12 protein-coding genes are annotated in these 17,215 nt (G+C 47.8%); 2 read left to right on the top strand and 10 right to left on the bottom strand.

Going from position 1 to position 17,215, the window contains the following annotated elements; translation table 11 throughout:
• Nucleotide 1: 1 nt before the first annotated feature.
• Nucleotides 2-574 carry a Pvc16 family protein gene (locus KE626_RS21975; protein WP_211975141.1) on the bottom strand — a complete coding sequence of 191 codons (573 nt, stop codon included), beginning with the start codon at nucleotides 572-574 and terminating at the stop codon, nucleotides 2-4.
• A 396-nt stretch (nucleotides 575-970) separates the two neighbouring features.
• A complete protein-coding gene (locus KE626_RS21980) occupies nucleotides 971-1,759 on the bottom strand; it encodes a TlpA family protein disulfide reductase (RefSeq protein ID WP_211975142.1) in 789 nt (262 codons plus the stop codon).
• Between the two features lie 133 nt (nucleotides 1,760-1,892).
• Here KE626_RS21980 and KE626_RS21985 point away from each other — a divergent pair, with 133 nt between their 5' ends.
• Nucleotides 1,893-2,351, top strand: coding sequence for a hypothetical protein (locus KE626_RS21985; protein ID WP_211975143.1), 459 nt, complete (start codon nucleotides 1,893-1,895; stop codon nucleotides 2,349-2,351).
• 31 nt (nucleotides 2,352-2,382) lie between these two features.
• On the opposite strand, the gene KE626_RS21990 is transcribed toward KE626_RS21985, so the two are convergent.
• The 8 genes from KE626_RS21990 to KE626_RS22025 form a co-directional block, all read right to left on the bottom strand.
• Nucleotides 2,383-4,524: a ligand-binding sensor domain-containing protein gene (locus tag KE626_RS21990; protein ID WP_211975144.1), complete on the bottom strand. Its 2,142-nt coding sequence runs from the start codon at nucleotides 4,522-4,524 to the stop codon at nucleotides 2,383-2,385.
• A gap of 10 nt (nucleotides 4,525-4,534) precedes the next feature.
• Nucleotides 4,535-6,781: a hypothetical protein gene (locus KE626_RS21995; protein WP_211975145.1), complete on the bottom strand. Its 2,247-nt coding sequence runs from the start codon at nucleotides 6,779-6,781 to the stop codon at nucleotides 4,535-4,537.
• A gap of 82 nt (nucleotides 6,782-6,863) precedes the next feature.
• Entirely contained in the window at nucleotides 6,864-8,336 is a 1,473-nt protein-coding gene (locus KE626_RS22000) for a SusD/RagB family nutrient-binding outer membrane lipoprotein (RefSeq protein ID WP_211975146.1), read from the bottom strand.
• Between the two features lie 18 nt (nucleotides 8,337-8,354).
• Nucleotides 8,355-11,822 (bottom strand): SusC/RagA family TonB-linked outer membrane protein, encoded by a 3,468-nt coding sequence (locus KE626_RS22005; RefSeq protein WP_211975147.1) that lies wholly within the window; start codon nucleotides 11,820-11,822, stop codon nucleotides 8,355-8,357.
• A gap of 20 nt (nucleotides 11,823-11,842) precedes the next feature.
• A complete protein-coding gene (locus tag KE626_RS22010) occupies nucleotides 11,843-12,826 on the bottom strand; it encodes a FecR family protein (RefSeq protein ID WP_211975148.1) in 984 nt (327 codons plus the stop codon).
• An 81-nt stretch (nucleotides 12,827-12,907) separates the two neighbouring features.
• Nucleotides 12,908-13,504 carry an RNA polymerase sigma factor gene (locus KE626_RS22015; protein ID WP_211975149.1) on the bottom strand — a complete coding sequence of 199 codons (597 nt, stop codon included), beginning with the start codon at nucleotides 13,502-13,504 and terminating at the stop codon, nucleotides 12,908-12,910.
• Nucleotides 13,505-13,590: 86 nt separating this feature from the next.
• A complete protein-coding gene (locus KE626_RS22020; protein WP_211975150.1) occupies nucleotides 13,591-14,535 on the bottom strand; it encodes a dihydrodipicolinate synthase family protein in 945 nt (314 codons plus the stop codon).
• 17 nt (nucleotides 14,536-14,552) lie between these two features.
• On the bottom strand, nucleotides 14,553-16,082 hold the full coding sequence (locus KE626_RS22025) for a sodium:solute symporter family protein (RefSeq protein ID WP_211975151.1): 1,530 nt from the start codon (nucleotides 16,080-16,082) through the stop codon (nucleotides 14,553-14,555).
• A gap of 144 nt (nucleotides 16,083-16,226) precedes the next feature.
• On the opposite strand from KE626_RS22025, the gene KE626_RS22030 reads away from it, so the two are divergent.
• Nucleotides 16,227-17,084: an AraC family transcriptional regulator gene (locus tag KE626_RS22030; RefSeq protein ID WP_211975152.1), complete on the top strand. Its 858-nt coding sequence runs from the start codon at nucleotides 16,227-16,229 to the stop codon at nucleotides 17,082-17,084.
• Nucleotides 17,085-17,215 lie beyond the last annotated feature (131 nt).

Below are 17,215 nucleotides of genomic sequence, written 5' to 3' on the forward strand. Positions count from 1 at the left end.
GCTAAACAGTTTCAGTGCCTTGTATGTCGGTGATCAATGCACCTCCTACCGGTGGCGCCTGTTGGAACATCAGCACGCGTGCTTTATAGATAACGGAAGGCAGGTATCTTCCACCCATTACCGTCCAGAGGTTATTCAGATTTTCGAAACCGAGATTATGCAGATTCAGTACAGCTTCCTGTTCCTCGCCATTTACTGAAATGAGCAATCGCCGGGTAGCCTGGAAACAGCTGATCACATGACTGATGGCTTGTACGCTGGTAACATATGTTTCATACCGTGCGGAAAAAAGGAGGAATACATTTACATATACTGCGCTCTTCTCTTTGACAAAGGTGCTGCCGATTTCACGGATCGGGTAATTGTTCCGCATGGCATTCTCTTCTTCAACAGATATCAGTGTGAGGATCACCTTATCGTGAAACAGTTCCTCTCCGCCACCTTCTGCGCTTTTGTCGTGCAACGATACATCGCCGGTCACACACTCAAAAAGATCACCGGGGCCACCTTTGGATCGGAGACCAAAATAGAGATTCAGCTTTGCTACCATTTCTGCAAGCAATAGATCAATCATAACAATGTTGATTTTTAGGGCAACGGTTTTTCATAACGCGATGGCAGCCTATGGTGAAGACATGCTACGCGCGGGCATAACAAGGACCTGTACTGTTGACACAGCCCTGATTATACAAAACAATACAGTACTGACAGGTGAACATCAGCTGCAACGCGGTAAAGCGGCAAATAGTCCAACTGTAAAGAATACTTCCTAGGGAAGTCAGGTTACTGAGACGTAATCATTTTTTGTGATTTTTTTTGGGAGTTACACTAAATTCTAAATCTTCAAAACATTGGGGTGTTGGGGTTCGAATATTTCCGGACTCGAAGCTATACAAAATAAATTAAAATACAAAATCTGAAATATTTTTTTTTGAGACAGGCATTTTTTGTCAGGATGCCGCTGTAAATATTATTTCAGTGGTACCTCTTCTTCTAAAGCATCCACCAATTCTTCTGCACCATCCGGTATTTTTTTGATCATACCGTCTTTCAGTATGATGTGTGTGGGGTAACCACTGACTTTCACTTCTTCTGAAATAAAGGATTCAGGGACAGGAATAGTATGATAAAGAAACCGTGTGTTTTTCAAAAAATTGACCAGCTGATCTTTCCGGTCAAAAGCCATACTTAAAAACAGTACATCTTTTCGGTCCTTATACTCAGCCACCAGCTCATTTAACCGCGGCATTTCTGCTACACAGGACACACAGTGAATAAACCAGAATTTCATCACCACTGTTTTATTTTTAAGACTGTCGTTATTGTAAACGGTACCGTTTACATCTGAAAAACTAAAGGCAGGAAATTTATCTCCTTCTCTTTTAAAATTCTTCAGCTGTGCTTCACCGTAATACCTGATGGTATTTGCTACATCTTTGCTGGTAGATGCAGGCAGCTTATATAATTTATAACTGATAGCGCTATCGTTGCCGGTAATTCGGAGTGGCAAATAATCTCCCGTAGCAAATGCTTCCAGGAATGCAGCCTTATCAATGGGATGTAAAGCGGTATCAAAAGTGCGGTAGTCGACCGCCAGCTTCAGAAAGTCCTGCCGGTAACTCATAAAGCCCATCACATTGGAAAGAATTTGCTCCGGCGCGCGCAACGGCGTTCCGAAGGTGTTTTTTTCCCCGGCAGAAGGTGCACAACTGTACCAACTGAAAACGATAAACAATATGTATAGCCCGTAGTTTTTCATGTTCATTTTTTCTGGTACAGAAATATACTACAATAACAGGAATTTCACCTTCATTTTATCAGGTATCGCAGATTATGTTACCTTAGTCTTGGTCATAAAACGATATTACAAACTGTATAATCACTATCTGCCAATGTCCCTATATAAATACTACAAATATGCAGTAATACTTCCTTCTGCTGTTACTATTGCCGGCTACCTGCTATATACAATCATCGATCTCAGCTTTGGACCAAAATATACCAGCGAATGGGTCACTGCCAACAGCATGGGCGCTTTTGCCATGATGCTGCTGATGATAAACTGTATGTGTATCTGCCTGTTATCGCTAACGCTCTTTTTTAACAACTATATGCAGGTTCGAAAAAACTTTTTTTTAAGCGCGGCCTGCTGGCTTTTGCTTCCTGCAATTTGGATAAGCATCCTACTTTACGGGGAAATTAATCAATTAAATGAAGAGAACGGTCTTGTGAACGAAGGGAGTCTTTTTGTTCTTGTCAATACCCTTCCTTTTGCCATGGGACTTACCTTAACATTTATCCGGTTTAGAATGCGGTATAGTCGGGATGTCCGGTCAGCAGGGAAAATTTGATTATCGTTGTACCAGGGAAAAATATCTGTTATCAATCGAGCACCTTCAGGTAACGCGCCATCCAGTATGGTAACAGGAATTCATCACCTGCCAGCTCCGCATCCCCACCATGACCGCCATCCAACGTAAATGCGTTGGCGTTATGACGATGTACCGGCAGCTCGTCAAGCGGCAGCAATACGGCTGTTTGCTGACCGCGGAAATTGGGTGGCAGCAGGGTAATATCTTTCCTGTCGGAATTTTTTATCTTCCAGTTGACCAGGTCCATCGGAAAAGTTTGTAACCACCAGGTGGTGGCATCGCCGTCGAAATCGCCGGCAGTGGCCATAGTGATCAGGTTCCATACGGCATTTTTCTCCGGGCGTTCCAGCTCCCAGTGGTTGCTGATAGCGCCTTTGTATTGTTGTTTCAGTTCATCGGTAAATGCATACCTGTACAATACCCAATAGGTAAGAAATGCCATTTCATCGTCCGAGTGATTCCAGCCTCCGTTGCCCATGTCGATTCCCATGTGCAGGTAACCGGGAGTAGGCTTGATGGTGCGGTAGTCGATCAGGATATTTTTCAGATAGCCGTATTTGTTGATGAGCTTATAAGCTTCCTTTTTGTACCGTTCCTTTCCGGTGAGCGCATAAGCCAGTTGTAAACCCGCCATGATAGTAGTACTTCCGAGGCGACGGTCGCCGATGGTGGTAGGATACCAGTTGATATACTCCGGTCCCCAGCGGGCCCAGAGTGTGGGCTTGTTATCAATGTCGACCAGTGTATATTTATGATCGAGGATATGCGTCATAATCTTATCAATGAAAGCAGTGACCCGTTGTTTTTCTTCCGGTGTTTCTGCTACCATTTCATGCAATACTGCGGCGATCCAGATATAAGCAACATACTCATCGCTGCTGGTATGCCCTTTCCATTCCCATTCCGGATCGGGCGAGTCGCGCCAGCGTTCCGGGTCGGAGTTTTTATATCCTTTGCGCTCAAAGGTGCGCGCGGGAAAGCCTGTTAACTGGTTGACAGAAAGTATTCTTTCAAAGGCTTCAAACGCTTCCCAGGCATAGCGTTTGGCCACCGGTTCATGGGTCACCGCATAACGGAAAGCCTGGCTGCTGAGGTAAAAACTTGTCCACAGCCCATCGTTATCCGTATCCGCCATTTCTGCGGATGCAATATCACCGGGCGGATTGAGTTGAACGTTGGCGATAAAGCCGTAGCGGATATGCCGTTCCCGGATTTTGCGTTCAAAATAAGCCGCTTTCTGCGCGAGCGTTTGTTGAACAAAAGCAATTTTATTAAGACCTGTCCCTGTTAAAATATATACGTCACCGTTACTGGTAGCGGTCATACTTTTTACGCTGTCCTGGTCCAACCAGCGGCGGGAAGCAAAATAGCGATAGGCGCCGGCATCCGTTTTCATAAAAGCGCCTTCGGCGGTACCTGCCCATATGTGACCGTCGGTTACCAGTAGGTCATGAATACCGGTAACGGGTATACGAATTTGCAGCGACAGGCTGGTATCACCTGTCTGGCGATCCACGGCGTAGTAGCCGTTACCGGTGCCCACCACAATATCATTTCCCTTGAAGGCCATGGCAGTAGCGTTGTTTACACGATGCAGCGGCACAAAATGATCACCATTCAAACGGTAAATGGCTTTGCTGCCCAAGATAAAAAACTCCCCGTTGCTGGCCGCCATACTTTGTACCTGATCTGTCAACGAAGGCAGCTCCCGCATCTTTCCGTCGGCTGCAATAGCCAGGGCGTTGCTCCCGGACAACAACACGCGGCCGGCAGCATCTACCACCACCCGGTTAAATTTCCCGGCAGGCAGATTGATATAGGGCACGCCAGCGTAGCCGTTTGTCAAACACTTATCAGTATATAAATAATAGAGGTGACCACTCCCCTCCTGCGTGGTTACATCCACCGGTACTTTCTGCGCCAGCGGCCGGAAGCGAAGATCTTTTACCAGGTCGTTTCCATTCAAACGGTAAAAGCCCTGAGAGGTAAGTACCTGCACATTGTCATTATAATCGGCTATTACTTTGAGCAGCTCCAGTCCGGCCGGCACATGGAATTGCACGCTAACCGCCTGCATAAAAGGCCTGTCAGGCGTGGCATAAGTGACATACGAGAGCAGCATCACCGCTGCCAGGCTTGCTAATTTCTTCATCCCGGTAATTTTATAATTTTATCAGCCACACTTCGGTGACCCTTGAATGTTGGCGCCAGTTAAGGTGTTCTTCATCAATTGCATCCCAGGTAAGCAGCAGTGTACCGGTGCCGGTAAGCGAGGAAGGCACGGCAAACTCTTTTATTCCACCCACTTCTTTATTGTAAACACCGGGTGTAAGCCGCACGCCGTTTGCCCGCAGCAGGCTTTCGCCATAACCTGTTACCCGCACCATATAGCGCGCGGTAGTATCCAGGTGATCGTAACGCATAGCAGAAGGCCAGCGTAAACTCACCATCCAGGATAAACGTTGACGGCTGTATCCACTTTCCCACCAGTCAAAACCCGGCGTATCACTTCTGCGCATCAGCGGATCTGTATGCAGGTCCTCGGACCTAAGTACGTGGGGCGACTTAGAGATATTACCCACTGCATCGTAATAGCTTCCCGGACCGGGATTTTCCCAGCGGGCGATGGTGTCCAGCGCTTTCTGCTGAGCGGCTTTCGGCAGCGTACGGATATAACGGAACTTATCTTCCAGCCACCAGCGGTTATTCAGTGGCCGGTCCAGGAAATCCAGTATGGCGCCCCTTTCCGGCCCTGCGGCCTGGTACCTGGATACGCTGGTTTGCAGTGCTACCGATTTAAAAAGATGATCACACAATTCAATGATGCGATTGCGCCACTGCGGTTCCACCGGTTCGTCGGCTTGTTGTAATATTTTCTCCGCACGGTCCATTGCATTCCCCCCTTCCGGCAGGATACTGTTGACGGTGGCTTCCAGCGCGGCTTCGCGGATAGCGCGCTTTCTCGTATAGGCGTCATAGTAAGCTCTTAACAGGCACATTTGCCAGCGCCAGTTGCCGGTTAGCTCCGGGTGCCGCTGTTCCAGTTGCTGCCATAAGCTGAGAGTAGCCTCAATACCCCCATTTTCCGCGATGGCGCCGTCCCAGTTTTTTTCCAGGGCCAGCACGCCGTCCGCTGCATCTTCCCTGACAGCAGATCCGAAAAAGAAATTGGCGTATTGCATTAATATCTCCCTGACATCTGCCCTGCTGTTCCACCCCAGTGCGCTCCACAGCATTTTATTGATATCGTCGTGCGCACCGTCGGAATAGCTGATGAAGCCATCCATATAGGGCGCAATAAAGCGGTAGACATTGGCATAGTAAACGGGCTGCGGATTTACCGGCTCACGGCCAAGGGTAAACGCAAAAGCAGGATCCCACCATACCACGGGATAATCGCAACGGACTGTGTGGGTGATATCGGGATAATGACGGATGGCGTAGCCCGCGGGCAATGCCGCCCGGGTATCCTCCAACGATGGACTGGACGGTCCCACTACGATGCCGCCCAGCCAGGTTGGATGATGTTGACAGATATAGGAATACACGAATGCACATGCTGTGCTGTCATAGCCTTGCAGCGACAACCAGATACGTGCTTTCGGGTGATACTTTTTTAAGGGAAGGGATAATTCTTCCAGCAATGGCATCACCAGCTGCGGGGCGTTATGACCGGGATCGCCGCCCGGAAAAAAAACGGCATCGAGCCTGACCGCCTGGCGGAAGAGCGTGTCAAACTGCAGCAGGTAATAGTTTCTTTTGGCGGTATCGTTTAAATCAAAAGTGGCGGGTGTCCACACCGAAAAATCCAGGTCATACTTTTTGCAAAAGCTGCTGATCCGCAGGTTCATGTCCATAGAGGGCAGGTGAAAATGGGGAGACGGCGGCATAAAGGGAATAGCTTCAATACTGTTGGCCCCAAATATAGCGAGGTCGCGGATGTATTGTTCGTATTGTTCCGGTGTCCATCCATCGTAGGAGTTGGCGAGATTCCGGTACCCGATCTGATGCCCGCGTATGGCTTTCTCCGGGCTGGCATCAACGGCTAAATGTTCCGGAAAATTTACCTGCCCTTGCCCGTATTGCATTATGCGGAGCAGATAGCCCGCGCCATATAGCAGGCCGCGCGGACCATCTCCGTTTACCTGTATGATTTGTCTTTTTTTATCAGGAACTTCGCGGACATGATAAGACTCCGGAGCGCATTTGATACTGCTGAATACGATCACCGGTCCGTTTGCCGGCATCCGGTCTGTAATCCGCCAGGCGAGGCCCGTACGGCGCAGTACTTCTTCCTGTAATACCTGCGCAGCGATCTGTTTATCTTTACTTACGATGGTAACCTCCTGCCAGGTGGCAGCCGCACAAAAAACAGGAATCAGCAATAATAAAGTAAGGAATCCTCTCATTATATCATTTAATCCAGATTAACAAAAAGGAATAGCAGGACAGCAAAGCAGGTGGCGGATCACCACCTGCTTCCTGTAATGTTTATTTGAGGTACCACATCAGTGTGGTTTGTTTATCTGGTCCGAATGCGGCAACACCTTTCTGGTACTCGTCTTCGTTGGTATCGCGTTCCCCGGTAGGATAAATATACCGTTTGGGTAAAACCGGAGTAGAAGACAAGGGGCCCAATACAAATTTCGGGAAACCGGTGCGACGGTTATCAAACCATGCTTCCGTTCCTTTCAGGAAACCGGCGATCCATTTCTGACCAATCAGCTGCTCCAGCGTGCCATTATATTTTACGAGCGGCTGATCGTAGTAGTGGTTGTTGGTGGCGGCCTGATCTACCCCATAATATTTCATATTGGCGGCGATACCAGCATAGTAAAGGCTTTCAGCTGTTTTACCAGGTACGGTCACTTTTCCTGCCTGTACACATTCTGCAAGGATAAAGCAAACTTCGGCATACGTCATCATGGTAGCTTTCACCATGGGATCGCTGTTGCTTTTAAAGATAGCTGCCAAACGTGAAATATGATCTGCTCCGCCGTTATAGTCATAAGGCGCTGGAATAGCATTTGGCACACCTACATAAGGATGATTATCTACCGTGCCACCGGTAAGCGCATCTACCTTGGCGATCCACACTGGCAGCCGCGGGTCATTCCGTTGCAAAAGGGCATCTACGATTTCCTTGCTGGGCTTACGTTTATCAAACTCTGAGAAGGAATTGGCCGTGGGGCCGCCAGGCCAGGAGTTGCCGGACAAGGTACCCAGGTATTTCACTTCTGCATTGTCCGCATTGCTTTCAAAGATGGGATATTTGTTTTTATCGTTCAGGATCTCCTGCATTTCTGTAAATGCAGACGGATAATTTTTGGCGATACGCAGCAGCATTCTTAGCCGCAACGAGTTAGCAAACTTGCGCCAGTTCAGCGGTTCACCGGCATACATCACATCTGCATTGCCATCAACTTTATTACCGATGCTGATCAGCTGATCATTGGCATCTTTCAGCGTTTTCAGCAAAGCCGGGTAAACCGTTTGTTGCGGGTCATATTTTGGATGCACCAGTCTTTCTGATTTCAGCAACAGCGCGTCTGTATAGGGAATGTCGCCGAACAGATCGGTAACGTAGGCAAAGTTAAACGCTTCCATTATTTTACCCACTGCCACATACTGCGGTACATTCATTTTCTGTGCCAGCGCCATCATTTCCCGGTTGGCAGAAAGTCGCGCGTACTCTGCATCCCAGCTCTGCGGCCCCCAGTCAAATTTATCATCCCCTTCATTACGCACCATAGTAATATAACGGCCTGCAGATGCCGGTTTATCAAAATAGGCATCCTGCTGGTAGGCGTAGGCGGTATTAATGATGGTCGACGATAGCAGGAACTCAGGATTGATGACTTCCGACTCGTTTGGATTCACGTTGATTTCTTCCAGTCCTTTTTTACAGGAGGATAGCAAGAAGCCCAACAGTAACATCGTATATAAAAAAGGTATGCGTTGCATAACCATATAATTATTGGTTTAAAAATTAAATCCAAGCTTACAGCCGTAGGAACGGGTATATGGCAATCCCCAGCTGGCTACTCCCGGAGAGAAACTGCCATTGGAAATGGTCATTGCTGTTTCAGGATCATACCCTTGCTCGGCTGCCGTCCAGGTAAACAGGTTACGTGCAATCAGTGATACCGATAGATTACCCAGGGGGAATTTGCCCAGTGTTTTCTTTGAAAAATTATAGGTAAGAGAGGCTTCTCTCAGTTTCACATAACTGGCATCAAACGTAGAGCGGCCATTGAAACTCCAGTAGTATTCTCCATAATAATTTTCCGGATCAGTGATGATATCATTTTTCTTATACTTACCAGGGCTTACCTCGATATAACCATCGAGGATCATACCATCGGTACGTTGATTGGTGCCATCATTCCAGGCAAAACCACCGGTTTGCGGATCACGACCGTTAATCGTTGTGTAGGTGCGGCCATCGCTCAACAGGTTCTTTGCCACATAGGAAAAGAATTTGCCACCCTGGCGCCAGTCGATCAGCAGGTTCAGCGCAAAACCTTTATAGGTAAATGTATTGGTGATCCCTATCATAAAATCAGGGTTGTAGTTACCTATCTTGATATAATCATTTACTTTCTGGTAAGAGCCATCCTGGTCCAGCAACGGTTGCCCTTTAAATTCACCATCCGGTACGGTAGCCCATCCCTGCGCATACATATCACCCATTTGCGAGCCTTCCTGCACCTGGAAGCGAATGCCTTCCGCGCCACCTGCGAGGTAGCTGGTAATGCCCGGATAGAGCTCTAATACTGTGTTACGGTTACGTGTGTAGTTCACCTGCAGATCCCAGCGGAAAGGGCCTGCCACCGGAGTGGCGCTCAAACCGATTTCCACACCTTTGTTACTTATTTTACCGGCGTTAATATACATGCTGTTATAACCGGACGCCATCGTCACGGGGATCCTCATAATCTGGTTACGATCTACCGTATTGTAATAGGTAAAATCCAGTCCGATTCTGCCATTCAGAAAACGAACATCCGCTCCCAGTTCATGAGAAGTTGCGATCAACGGCTTTAGTTGGTTGTTATTCAGGGTACTGTTGATATTCGCCACTTTTACATCTCCCCAATCCTGTCCAAACGCAAAAGTATTGTACAGGTTGTATGGATCTGTATCTCCACCTACCTGTGCCCAGTTTACTCTTATTTTGGCATAAGAAAGTACTTTGGATTTTATGTCCAGCATATCCGATACAATCAGGCTTAAAGACGCGGAGGGATAGAAATAGGAATTGTTGGCAGGCGGCAATGTGCTCGACCAGTCATTACGTGCCGTAAGATCCAGGAAGGCATAGTTGCGGAAACTCACCTCTCCCATACCGTATACGCTGTTGATCCGTTTGGTGTACCTGCCGGAAGTATTTTGGACGGTACCTGCTTTGGCATTGGAAATATTATACAACTGCGGGATGACCAGGCTCTCCGTTTTCTGACTGGTTGCTTTTGTGAGGCGGTTCATCCTGTTGGCGCCACCAGACACGGAAATAAAGAAATCTTTATTCAGTTGTTTTTTATAACTGAGCAGGAAGTCAGTATTTTGTTCACGGAAATATTCAGTTTCAATGGCATATGCGCCGGATGGATTCCGTATAGAACCAAAGGGGCGTTTACTTTCCCGGCTTTCAGAGTAAAGGTCCATACCGGTGCGTCCCATCAGTGTCAGGTCTTTCGTAATCTGGATATTCAATTCTACATTACCCATCATACGATCCCGGTCATATCCATTAATAAACTCGTAAGCTACGAGGTAAGGATTGTCGGTGCTCCCGGGCAGATGCGTAAATTGTTCCAGGCCTTCCTTACCTGGTAACCAATAGTTACGGAGCTTCCTGATATCAATATTCGGCGTAGTGGTGTAAACGATATTGCTCACGCCACCCCGGTTAAATGTGGGCCGGTTTCCGCTGCTGTTTTTCGTATAGCCGATATTGGTACTCACCTTTACTTTGGGGTGGAGTGTATATCCTGCCGCAAGATTAAGTGTATTCCTTGTCAGATCTGTATTAGGAATAATCCCTTCGTTTTTCAGATTGGTGTACGACAAGCGAAAATTCCCCTCCTTATTATTGCCTGTCAACGCAATGTTATTGGTAAGCGTAGAACCGGTGCGGAAAAAATCATTAAACCGGTTCGGATATGCTACCCAGTCTGTCGGAATCGGGTCACCGTTATTATCCAGCGGGCTGTCCCATTGTATATGTTTGGTACCAACATTTAATCTGGGGCCCCAGGTAGCTTCAGAAATGGTTTCATCAGAACCGGTGCGGTCGCCGGCACCGAATTCATTCTGAAATTTCGGGAACAGCCATGCTTTATCGAACATAGCGCTTGAGTTCACGGAAACGCCCAATCCTTTTGTAGGACCATTACCTGATTTGGTGGTGATAAGTATCACACCGTTGAGTGCGCGGGAACCATATAATGCTGAAGCGCTGGCGCCTTTCAGCACCGTAATGCTTGCAATATCGTCCGGGTTGATATCAGATATGGTACTGCCGTAGTCGACTACCACCTGGCCTACGGGCTGTTTGGGCGCACGTACTGCAGGGGCAATAGGAATACCATCTACCACATATAAGGGCTGATTATCGCCGTTAAAACTGCTTTGTCCGCGGATATAAACCAATGAAGTGCCACCTGGATCAGAGCTGGCGCTTCTTACATTTACGCCCGCTACTTTACCCGATAACGCATTGGCGATATTCACTTCTTTTACGGTATTTACCTGCTCACTCTTTAACGTAGCAATGGAATAGCCCAATGCTTTTTCGGAGCGTTTAATACCCAGCGCAGTTACTACCACGTCGTCGAGACTCCGTACATCGGCAGCCAGTTGTACCTGCATGTTACCATTTCCCACGGGTTGTTCTTTTGAGCGGTATCCTACAGAACGGAATACCAGTACGGCATTGCTACCCGCCACCCGCAGGGAAAAATTGCCATCCGCATCAGTGGCTGTACCATTGCTGGTACCTTTTTCATGTACGCTGACTCCCGGCACGGGCGTTCCTTTATCGTCCGTAACAGTACCTTTTACCAGTTGATCCACCGGTTTGGCAGCAGCTTTTGTTTCGGTAGCGACAGTATGGATCGCGTAATCGTGATCGCTGAGTTTAACAACCTGCAAGCCCAGTGGCAGCAATATTTTGCCCAGCTGTGCTTCCATGTTACCGGCAGTCAGACGCGCTTGTTTTGCGGCCACCAATTTGCCGGCCACCTGTGCCGGCGAATAATTAAAGCTGACGCTGAGATCTCCTTCCAGGTTAGTCAGCATTTGGCGTAGTGAAATAGTTCCTGCTTCTTCCGGAGTAGCGGTGCTTCTTACCATTAATTGCTGCGCCGTAATATGGTTGGTAAGCAGCAGCATTAACAGCAGCATCGTGCTCCAGGGAGCATAAAGCTTCGTAAAGCTCTTTTGCATAACTGTAAGTTTTAAAGACCTTATTCAAAAATGATAACTGAATTATTCTGTGTCATTTTCAGCTGATGAACTGTCGCCATCGCCTTTAACAGCATCGCCGGATCAGCCGCGGGGCCTGAGCCGGTAAACAGCAGGCGCGCTATTTTGCTGTTGCCAAACTGAACCTGGTAGCCGTAGATGTCTTCCAGGTGCTGTGCAATCCGACCCAGCGATTCATCCCGGAACACCAGGCGTTGTTGCTTCCAGGCGGTGAGCTGTGCCGGATCAGCCACCAAACGATGGTGTTCTCCGGGGGTAAATGCCATCATATCTCCTGGCTTCATTTGCAGGCTATCATTGACCACAATCTTTCCTTCTTCCAATAATACCTGTATGTTATTATGCCGGTTATATACATTAAAGGCAGTTCCCTTTACTTCGATAGTTACTTCCGGCAGGAGTACCCGGAACTTCGGGTGCAGTCCTGCAGGGGATTTGGATACATTAAAATAGGCCTCTCCATTCAGCGCCACTGTTCTTATCTTATCTTTCTCCCATTTGGCCGGATAGGATATGGAAGAATTGGCATTCAGTTGTACCGAAGATCCATCCGGCAGCGTTACGGTTTTAGTTTCTCCGAAGCCGGTTTGTACCAGTATTTTTTCTGTTTGGGAGTTGCCGGTATAATACCAGATACCTACCAGCAGCAGTAAACCGGCTGCTGCTGCGCTGAGCGCATACCACCAGCGGCTGTGCGGTTGTCCGTTATTTTTTTTAACAACGGTATCGTCCAGGAGTCTGTCAACCTGTTTTTTTACTACCTCCATTTCTTCCGCACTCACCTCGTTGATCCGGAACTGCAATGCCAGCACCAATGCCCTGGCGTCGTAGAGCACTGCTTCCTTTTCCGGATGCGTCGATTGCCAGTGGGTCCAGAAACCGGTTGCGTCCCGGTCGTGTAGCACCCATGCCCGGAAAGAGGCATCTGCCGCAAAATCTGCGGCCTCATATTCGTCATAGTTCATAAAAAAGTACCTTGTACAATAAGAAGAGACGGTAACCGGGAAAATGCCCTCAGGGAAAAGGAAGTTTTTTTAAATTATTTTTTAGCGGAGCATCAGGGCGGCTTCATTTTGTGCCAACAGTTCCTTTAATTCAGCGATCGCCCGATAAATTAAGGTACGGGCATATTTTACTTCTTTCAATACCATGATCTCCGCTATTTCTTCATAGGTAAGACTTTCATAGAAACGGAGATAGATGGCTTCTTTTTGCCGGAGTGTGAGGGAGTTGAGCTGCTGTTGCAGTAAACGGGTGGCTTGTTCTGTATGCTGGCGGTTAATGAGGATGCTCTCCGGAGATAATTCCAGGTCGAAAAGAACGGCGGTGCTTTCATCGAGGCTCCCGGGCAGTTTTGCGGATCTTTCCAGGTACCTGAATAGTTTTCTCCTGGCTGATACCAACAGATAGCTTTTCAGGTTGACGGTTACCGCCAGGCCTGCCCGTTGAAGGAACAACTGTGAAAAGAAGTCCTGCAGCACATCTTTTACAAGGGCACGATCCGGTGTAAACCGAATACAATACCGGAACAACAGCGGAAAGTAGCGCCGGTATATTTCCGCGAAGGCGTCCCGGTCTCCCTCACAAAGCCGGCCCCACAGGAACTGTTCATCTTGCTGAAGATTATAAGGGCTGGTAGACATCTGTTATGTGAATTAGGAATAAGGATTTCACTAAGCTACACATTGGCCGTTTGCCATCATAATTTCCTGTCGAAAATAACATCTATTTAATGTGAAGACAAAGGAGCGGTTATTACTTCACTGATCTGTAACCGTTCGCACCAGTCTTTGAAATCACGATAAATTTGCTGCAAGGTTTGTTTTTGTTCCGGTGTCAGCTCCAGCGCATGTGCACGGCTGATAGTCCGTACCGGCAGACCGCGTAACTGGAGAAAATACTTGGCGCTCAACGGGTAGGCAATATGGATCAGCGGATCTACCCGTTGCAGTTCCGATTGTATCCAGCGTACATCTTCCTGCCTGCTTTCATCCAGCACATGATTACACAACCATACCAGTATTTCCGGGTAAAAATTTCCGGAGATAGATGACATCCCGGCTGCTCCCATCTCCATGGACATTACCCCGTTGGGCGTATGCGCATCATAGAATTCCAGCCCGCTGCCTGCAGTTACCGCCAGCTTGGCCCGCACACTGTCCACGTTACACGAAGTATCTTTATGGTAGATCAGCCGGTTTGTAGACAGCAATGTAGCTAAAATCTCCGGTGTTATCACTCTTTTGTAAGGCGCCGGGCATTCATACAATCCCAGCGGAATATTTCCTGTTAGCCCAAACAGCTGTTCAAACCGGTGCAACAGGATATCATCCGCCTCGTCGATGTTGGCAAAATGACCGGTGATCATGATCACCGCATCCACGCCGGTATCATGGATCTTCTGCGTAAAGGCGGCTTTGTCGGGAATCGTTAATCCGAACGACCCGGTGGCCACTACGGGCACGCGTCCGTTTACATACCGTACTACATGACGGGTCAGCTCCAGCCGTTCATCCTCGCTGATACTGTACATTTCAGACGAAAGACAATTGGCAAAAAATCCCTTCACCCCAGCTTCCAGGTAAAAATCTATCAGCGGTTCCACCATATCATGGTCTATCTGTGCTTTCAGGTTAAACGGTGTAATCATTACCGGTACAAATTTCTTTTGCATAGCAAACAGGTTTTAGGTCAGGAAATTTTAAGGCGTTGCATACGCGATAAGAGCATGCCCACCAGGAATATTGATAAAGTGCCTACCACGATGATCATATGCACATGCAGCGGGCTGCGCAAACGCACCCATTCAGCGGGCAGGTATTTGGAAAGCGACATCCACAGGATGATCAGCAGGCCTGTCAGCGTAGCGGCAACCGCCGCGGCATTTTTTGTTTTTGAAACAATACCCAGGAGAAAAAGTCCCAGCATACCGCCGGCAAAAATGCCTGACAACTCCCACCACATGTCGAGGATACTCTTTACCCCTATCATGGATATGCCAAAAAGAATGGCCAGCACGCCCGTTACCATGGTAGCGGTATACAACACTTTCATATCTGTTCGCGGGCCGGAGTTACGATTGATATAGCGCTGGTAAATGTCTTTCAAAAAAACAGTAGCGGTACTGTTCATGCCGCTGCTGACGGTACTCATAGCAGCTGATAAAATGGCCGCCACAATTAACCCGAGGAGTCCCCGGGGCACCTTCATCACCATAAACCAGGGCAGCACCTTATCACCGTAATCTGCCGGCTGCAGGGTGTTGGCGGCTACCTGACGCTCTGCCGCCACCTGCTGTTTTACCGCCAGGAGTACTTCAGGATGCTGTTGGCCATAGGCATACAGGGCTGTACCAATAAAAAAGAATACCATGCTGACCGGAACATACCAATATACACACAACCATATGCTGCGGGCAGCTTCTTTTTCCGAGCGGGCGGTATGATATCGCTGTACGTAGTTCTGGTCCATTCCAAAATTATTCAGGTTAATAAAAAAGCCATAGAGCAGTACCACCCAGAATGTGGAGCTATGGAAATCATTCAGCTCAAAGCTCCCTAAAGAAAATTTTCCGTCGGCCATACCAATCCTGACAATATCCGCCACGCCGTTGTTCATGCCCGTGATGACCAGCCAAAGGATCACGAGCGCGCCGGCGGTTTTAACGATGCCCTGCAGCACTTCTGTCCAGATCACCGCTTCCATGCCACCGAGTACAGTATATATAATAATACAGACGCCTGTAACGGTCATGATAGTACGCATTTCCAAACCTGTCAGCGCCTGCAGCGCCAATGCCACCCCAAAAAAGATAGCGCCCATCCTGGCCAGCTGCATCAGCATAAAACAAATCATGGCATAAGTTCTGGCCCATGGCCCGAAGCGGCGCTCCAGGTGCGTATAGGCGCTCACTTCGCCACTGTGCCGGTAAAAAGGCACAAAATATTTTGCCGCAATAAAAGCGGCCAACGGCATAGATAAACTGAATACAAAAGCATTCCAGTTACTGCCGAAAGATTTTCCCGGCACACCCAGGAATGTGTTACTGCTTAAAAAAGTGGCGTACAACGAAAGTCCTAAAGCCCAGCCTGGAATACTTCCCGATGCTGTTGTAAATTGTGCAGCATTCTTATTTTTCCGGGAAAACCACACGCCTACCAAAATCATACATAGCAGGTAAATAACGATGACAGCCAGATCTATTAAGGGCAATTGGTGCATAGCAGTTCACTATTGGTTGATAAGTACCCGTTAGTACGTGGAAAATGAAAATCACAGTGCCAGTTTCTTATGCTAAGGTTGCAAATTTTTATGTACTAAACAATGTTGAATGTTATGAAAAGAATAGCTTAAATTACTATCACCATGGACCATCATGCCGCCAACACATCCACTGCATGGATCTTACCGGGTCAGCTGAAACGCAGGCTGGAAAAACATCCGCTGGGTAAAAATCTCTTTATTACGACGATGGGGCTATACCCTGAAAACGCGGCCAGGGAACTCGGCGAAATTAAAGGCGCCAGCGTATATACGTTACTGTATGCAGCACACGGGAAAGGATGGCTGGAAACGGCTGCTAAAAAAATTGTTGTTGGCGCCAACCAATACCTGATCGTTCCGCCCAAAACGATTTTTCGCGCCGGTCCGGACCGGGATGATCCGTGGCGGATGTACGCCGTACAGTTTACCGGGCAACTGGCTGCCGAAATATACCGCTACCTGGGCACCGGGCTGCAGCCCCGCACTACGCCTCCGCTGGTGGGCCGGAATGCACAATTCGACGATATCCTTCATCATCTCGACCTGATGAACAACATAGAAAATCTATTATACGCCAATTTTCGTTTTTACAGCTTCCTTGGCACCTTCCGACTCAGCGTATTTAACTATATGAAACGAGGGGCGGATAATATCATTGAGCGATGTATACAGCTCATGAAACAACGGCTGAATCAGCATCTCACACTGGCTGACCTCTCCCGGGAAATGTGTATGTCGGCCTCTTATCTTTCTGCGCTCTTCAAAGAAAAAACCCGTTACTCTCCTATACAGCTGTTTACTTCGCTGCGTATGCAGAAGGCCAGTCAGCTGTTAAAAGAAACCCGTTTTACCATTAAAGAAATTGCGGGGGAAATGGGGTACCCTGACCAGTACACTTTTTCAAGGTCATTCAAATTAGTAATGGGGGTATCACCGAAAACGTTTCGGGATAAATTATAGCTGCTTTGCCACGATTTTTTTTTGCCCAGGATTAACGGTGACTATGATGATTTTCAGGATTTTTTTCCATTTTTTGATTTTAAAGATTAACGGAGATATAAGCAGATATATCTTTATTAATCTTAAAAAAT

Origin of the sequence: Chitinophaga hostae, from assembly GCF_018224885.1 — a bacterium.
Classification (GTDB): domain Bacteria; phylum Bacteroidota; class Bacteroidia; order Chitinophagales; family Chitinophagaceae; genus Chitinophaga; species Chitinophaga hostae.

Coding starts and splice junctions, on each gene's coding strand:
- KE626_RS22015 (WP_211975149.1), bottom strand. CDS start 13,504: ATGTCTACCAGCCCTTATAATCTTCAGCAAGATGAACAGTTCCTGTGG.
- KE626_RS22010 (WP_211975148.1), bottom strand. CDS start 12,826: ATGAACTATGACGAATATGAGGCCGCAGATTTTGCGGCAGATGCCTCT.
- KE626_RS21985 (WP_211975143.1), top strand. CDS start 1,893: ATGTCCCTATATAAATACTACAAATATGCAGTAATACTTCCTTCTGCT.
- KE626_RS21995 (WP_211975145.1), bottom strand. CDS start 6,781: ATGAGAGGATTCCTTACTTTATTATTGCTGATTCCTGTTTTTTGTGCG.
- KE626_RS21990 (WP_211975144.1), bottom strand. CDS start 4,524: ATGAAGAAATTAGCAAGCCTGGCAGCGGTGATGCTGCTCTCGTATGTC.
- KE626_RS22005 (WP_211975147.1), bottom strand. CDS start 11,822: ATGCAAAAGAGCTTTACGAAGCTTTATGCTCCCTGGAGCACGATGCTG.
- KE626_RS21980 (WP_211975142.1), bottom strand. CDS start 1,759: ATGAAAAACTACGGGCTATACATATTGTTTATCGTTTTCAGTTGGTAC.
- KE626_RS22025 (WP_211975151.1), bottom strand. CDS start 16,082: ATGCACCAATTGCCCTTAATAGATCTGGCTGTCATCGTTATTTACCTG.
- KE626_RS22030 (WP_211975152.1), top strand. CDS start 16,227: ATGGACCATCATGCCGCCAACACATCCACTGCATGGATCTTACCGGGT.
- KE626_RS21975 (WP_211975141.1), bottom strand. CDS start 574: ATGATTGATCTATTGCTTGCAGAAATGGTAGCAAAGCTGAATCTCTAT.
- KE626_RS22000 (WP_211975146.1), bottom strand. CDS start 8,336: ATGCAACGCATACCTTTTTTATATACGATGTTACTGTTGGGCTTCTTG.
- KE626_RS22020 (WP_211975150.1), bottom strand. CDS start 14,535: ATGCAAAAGAAATTTGTACCGGTAATGATTACACCGTTTAACCTGAAA.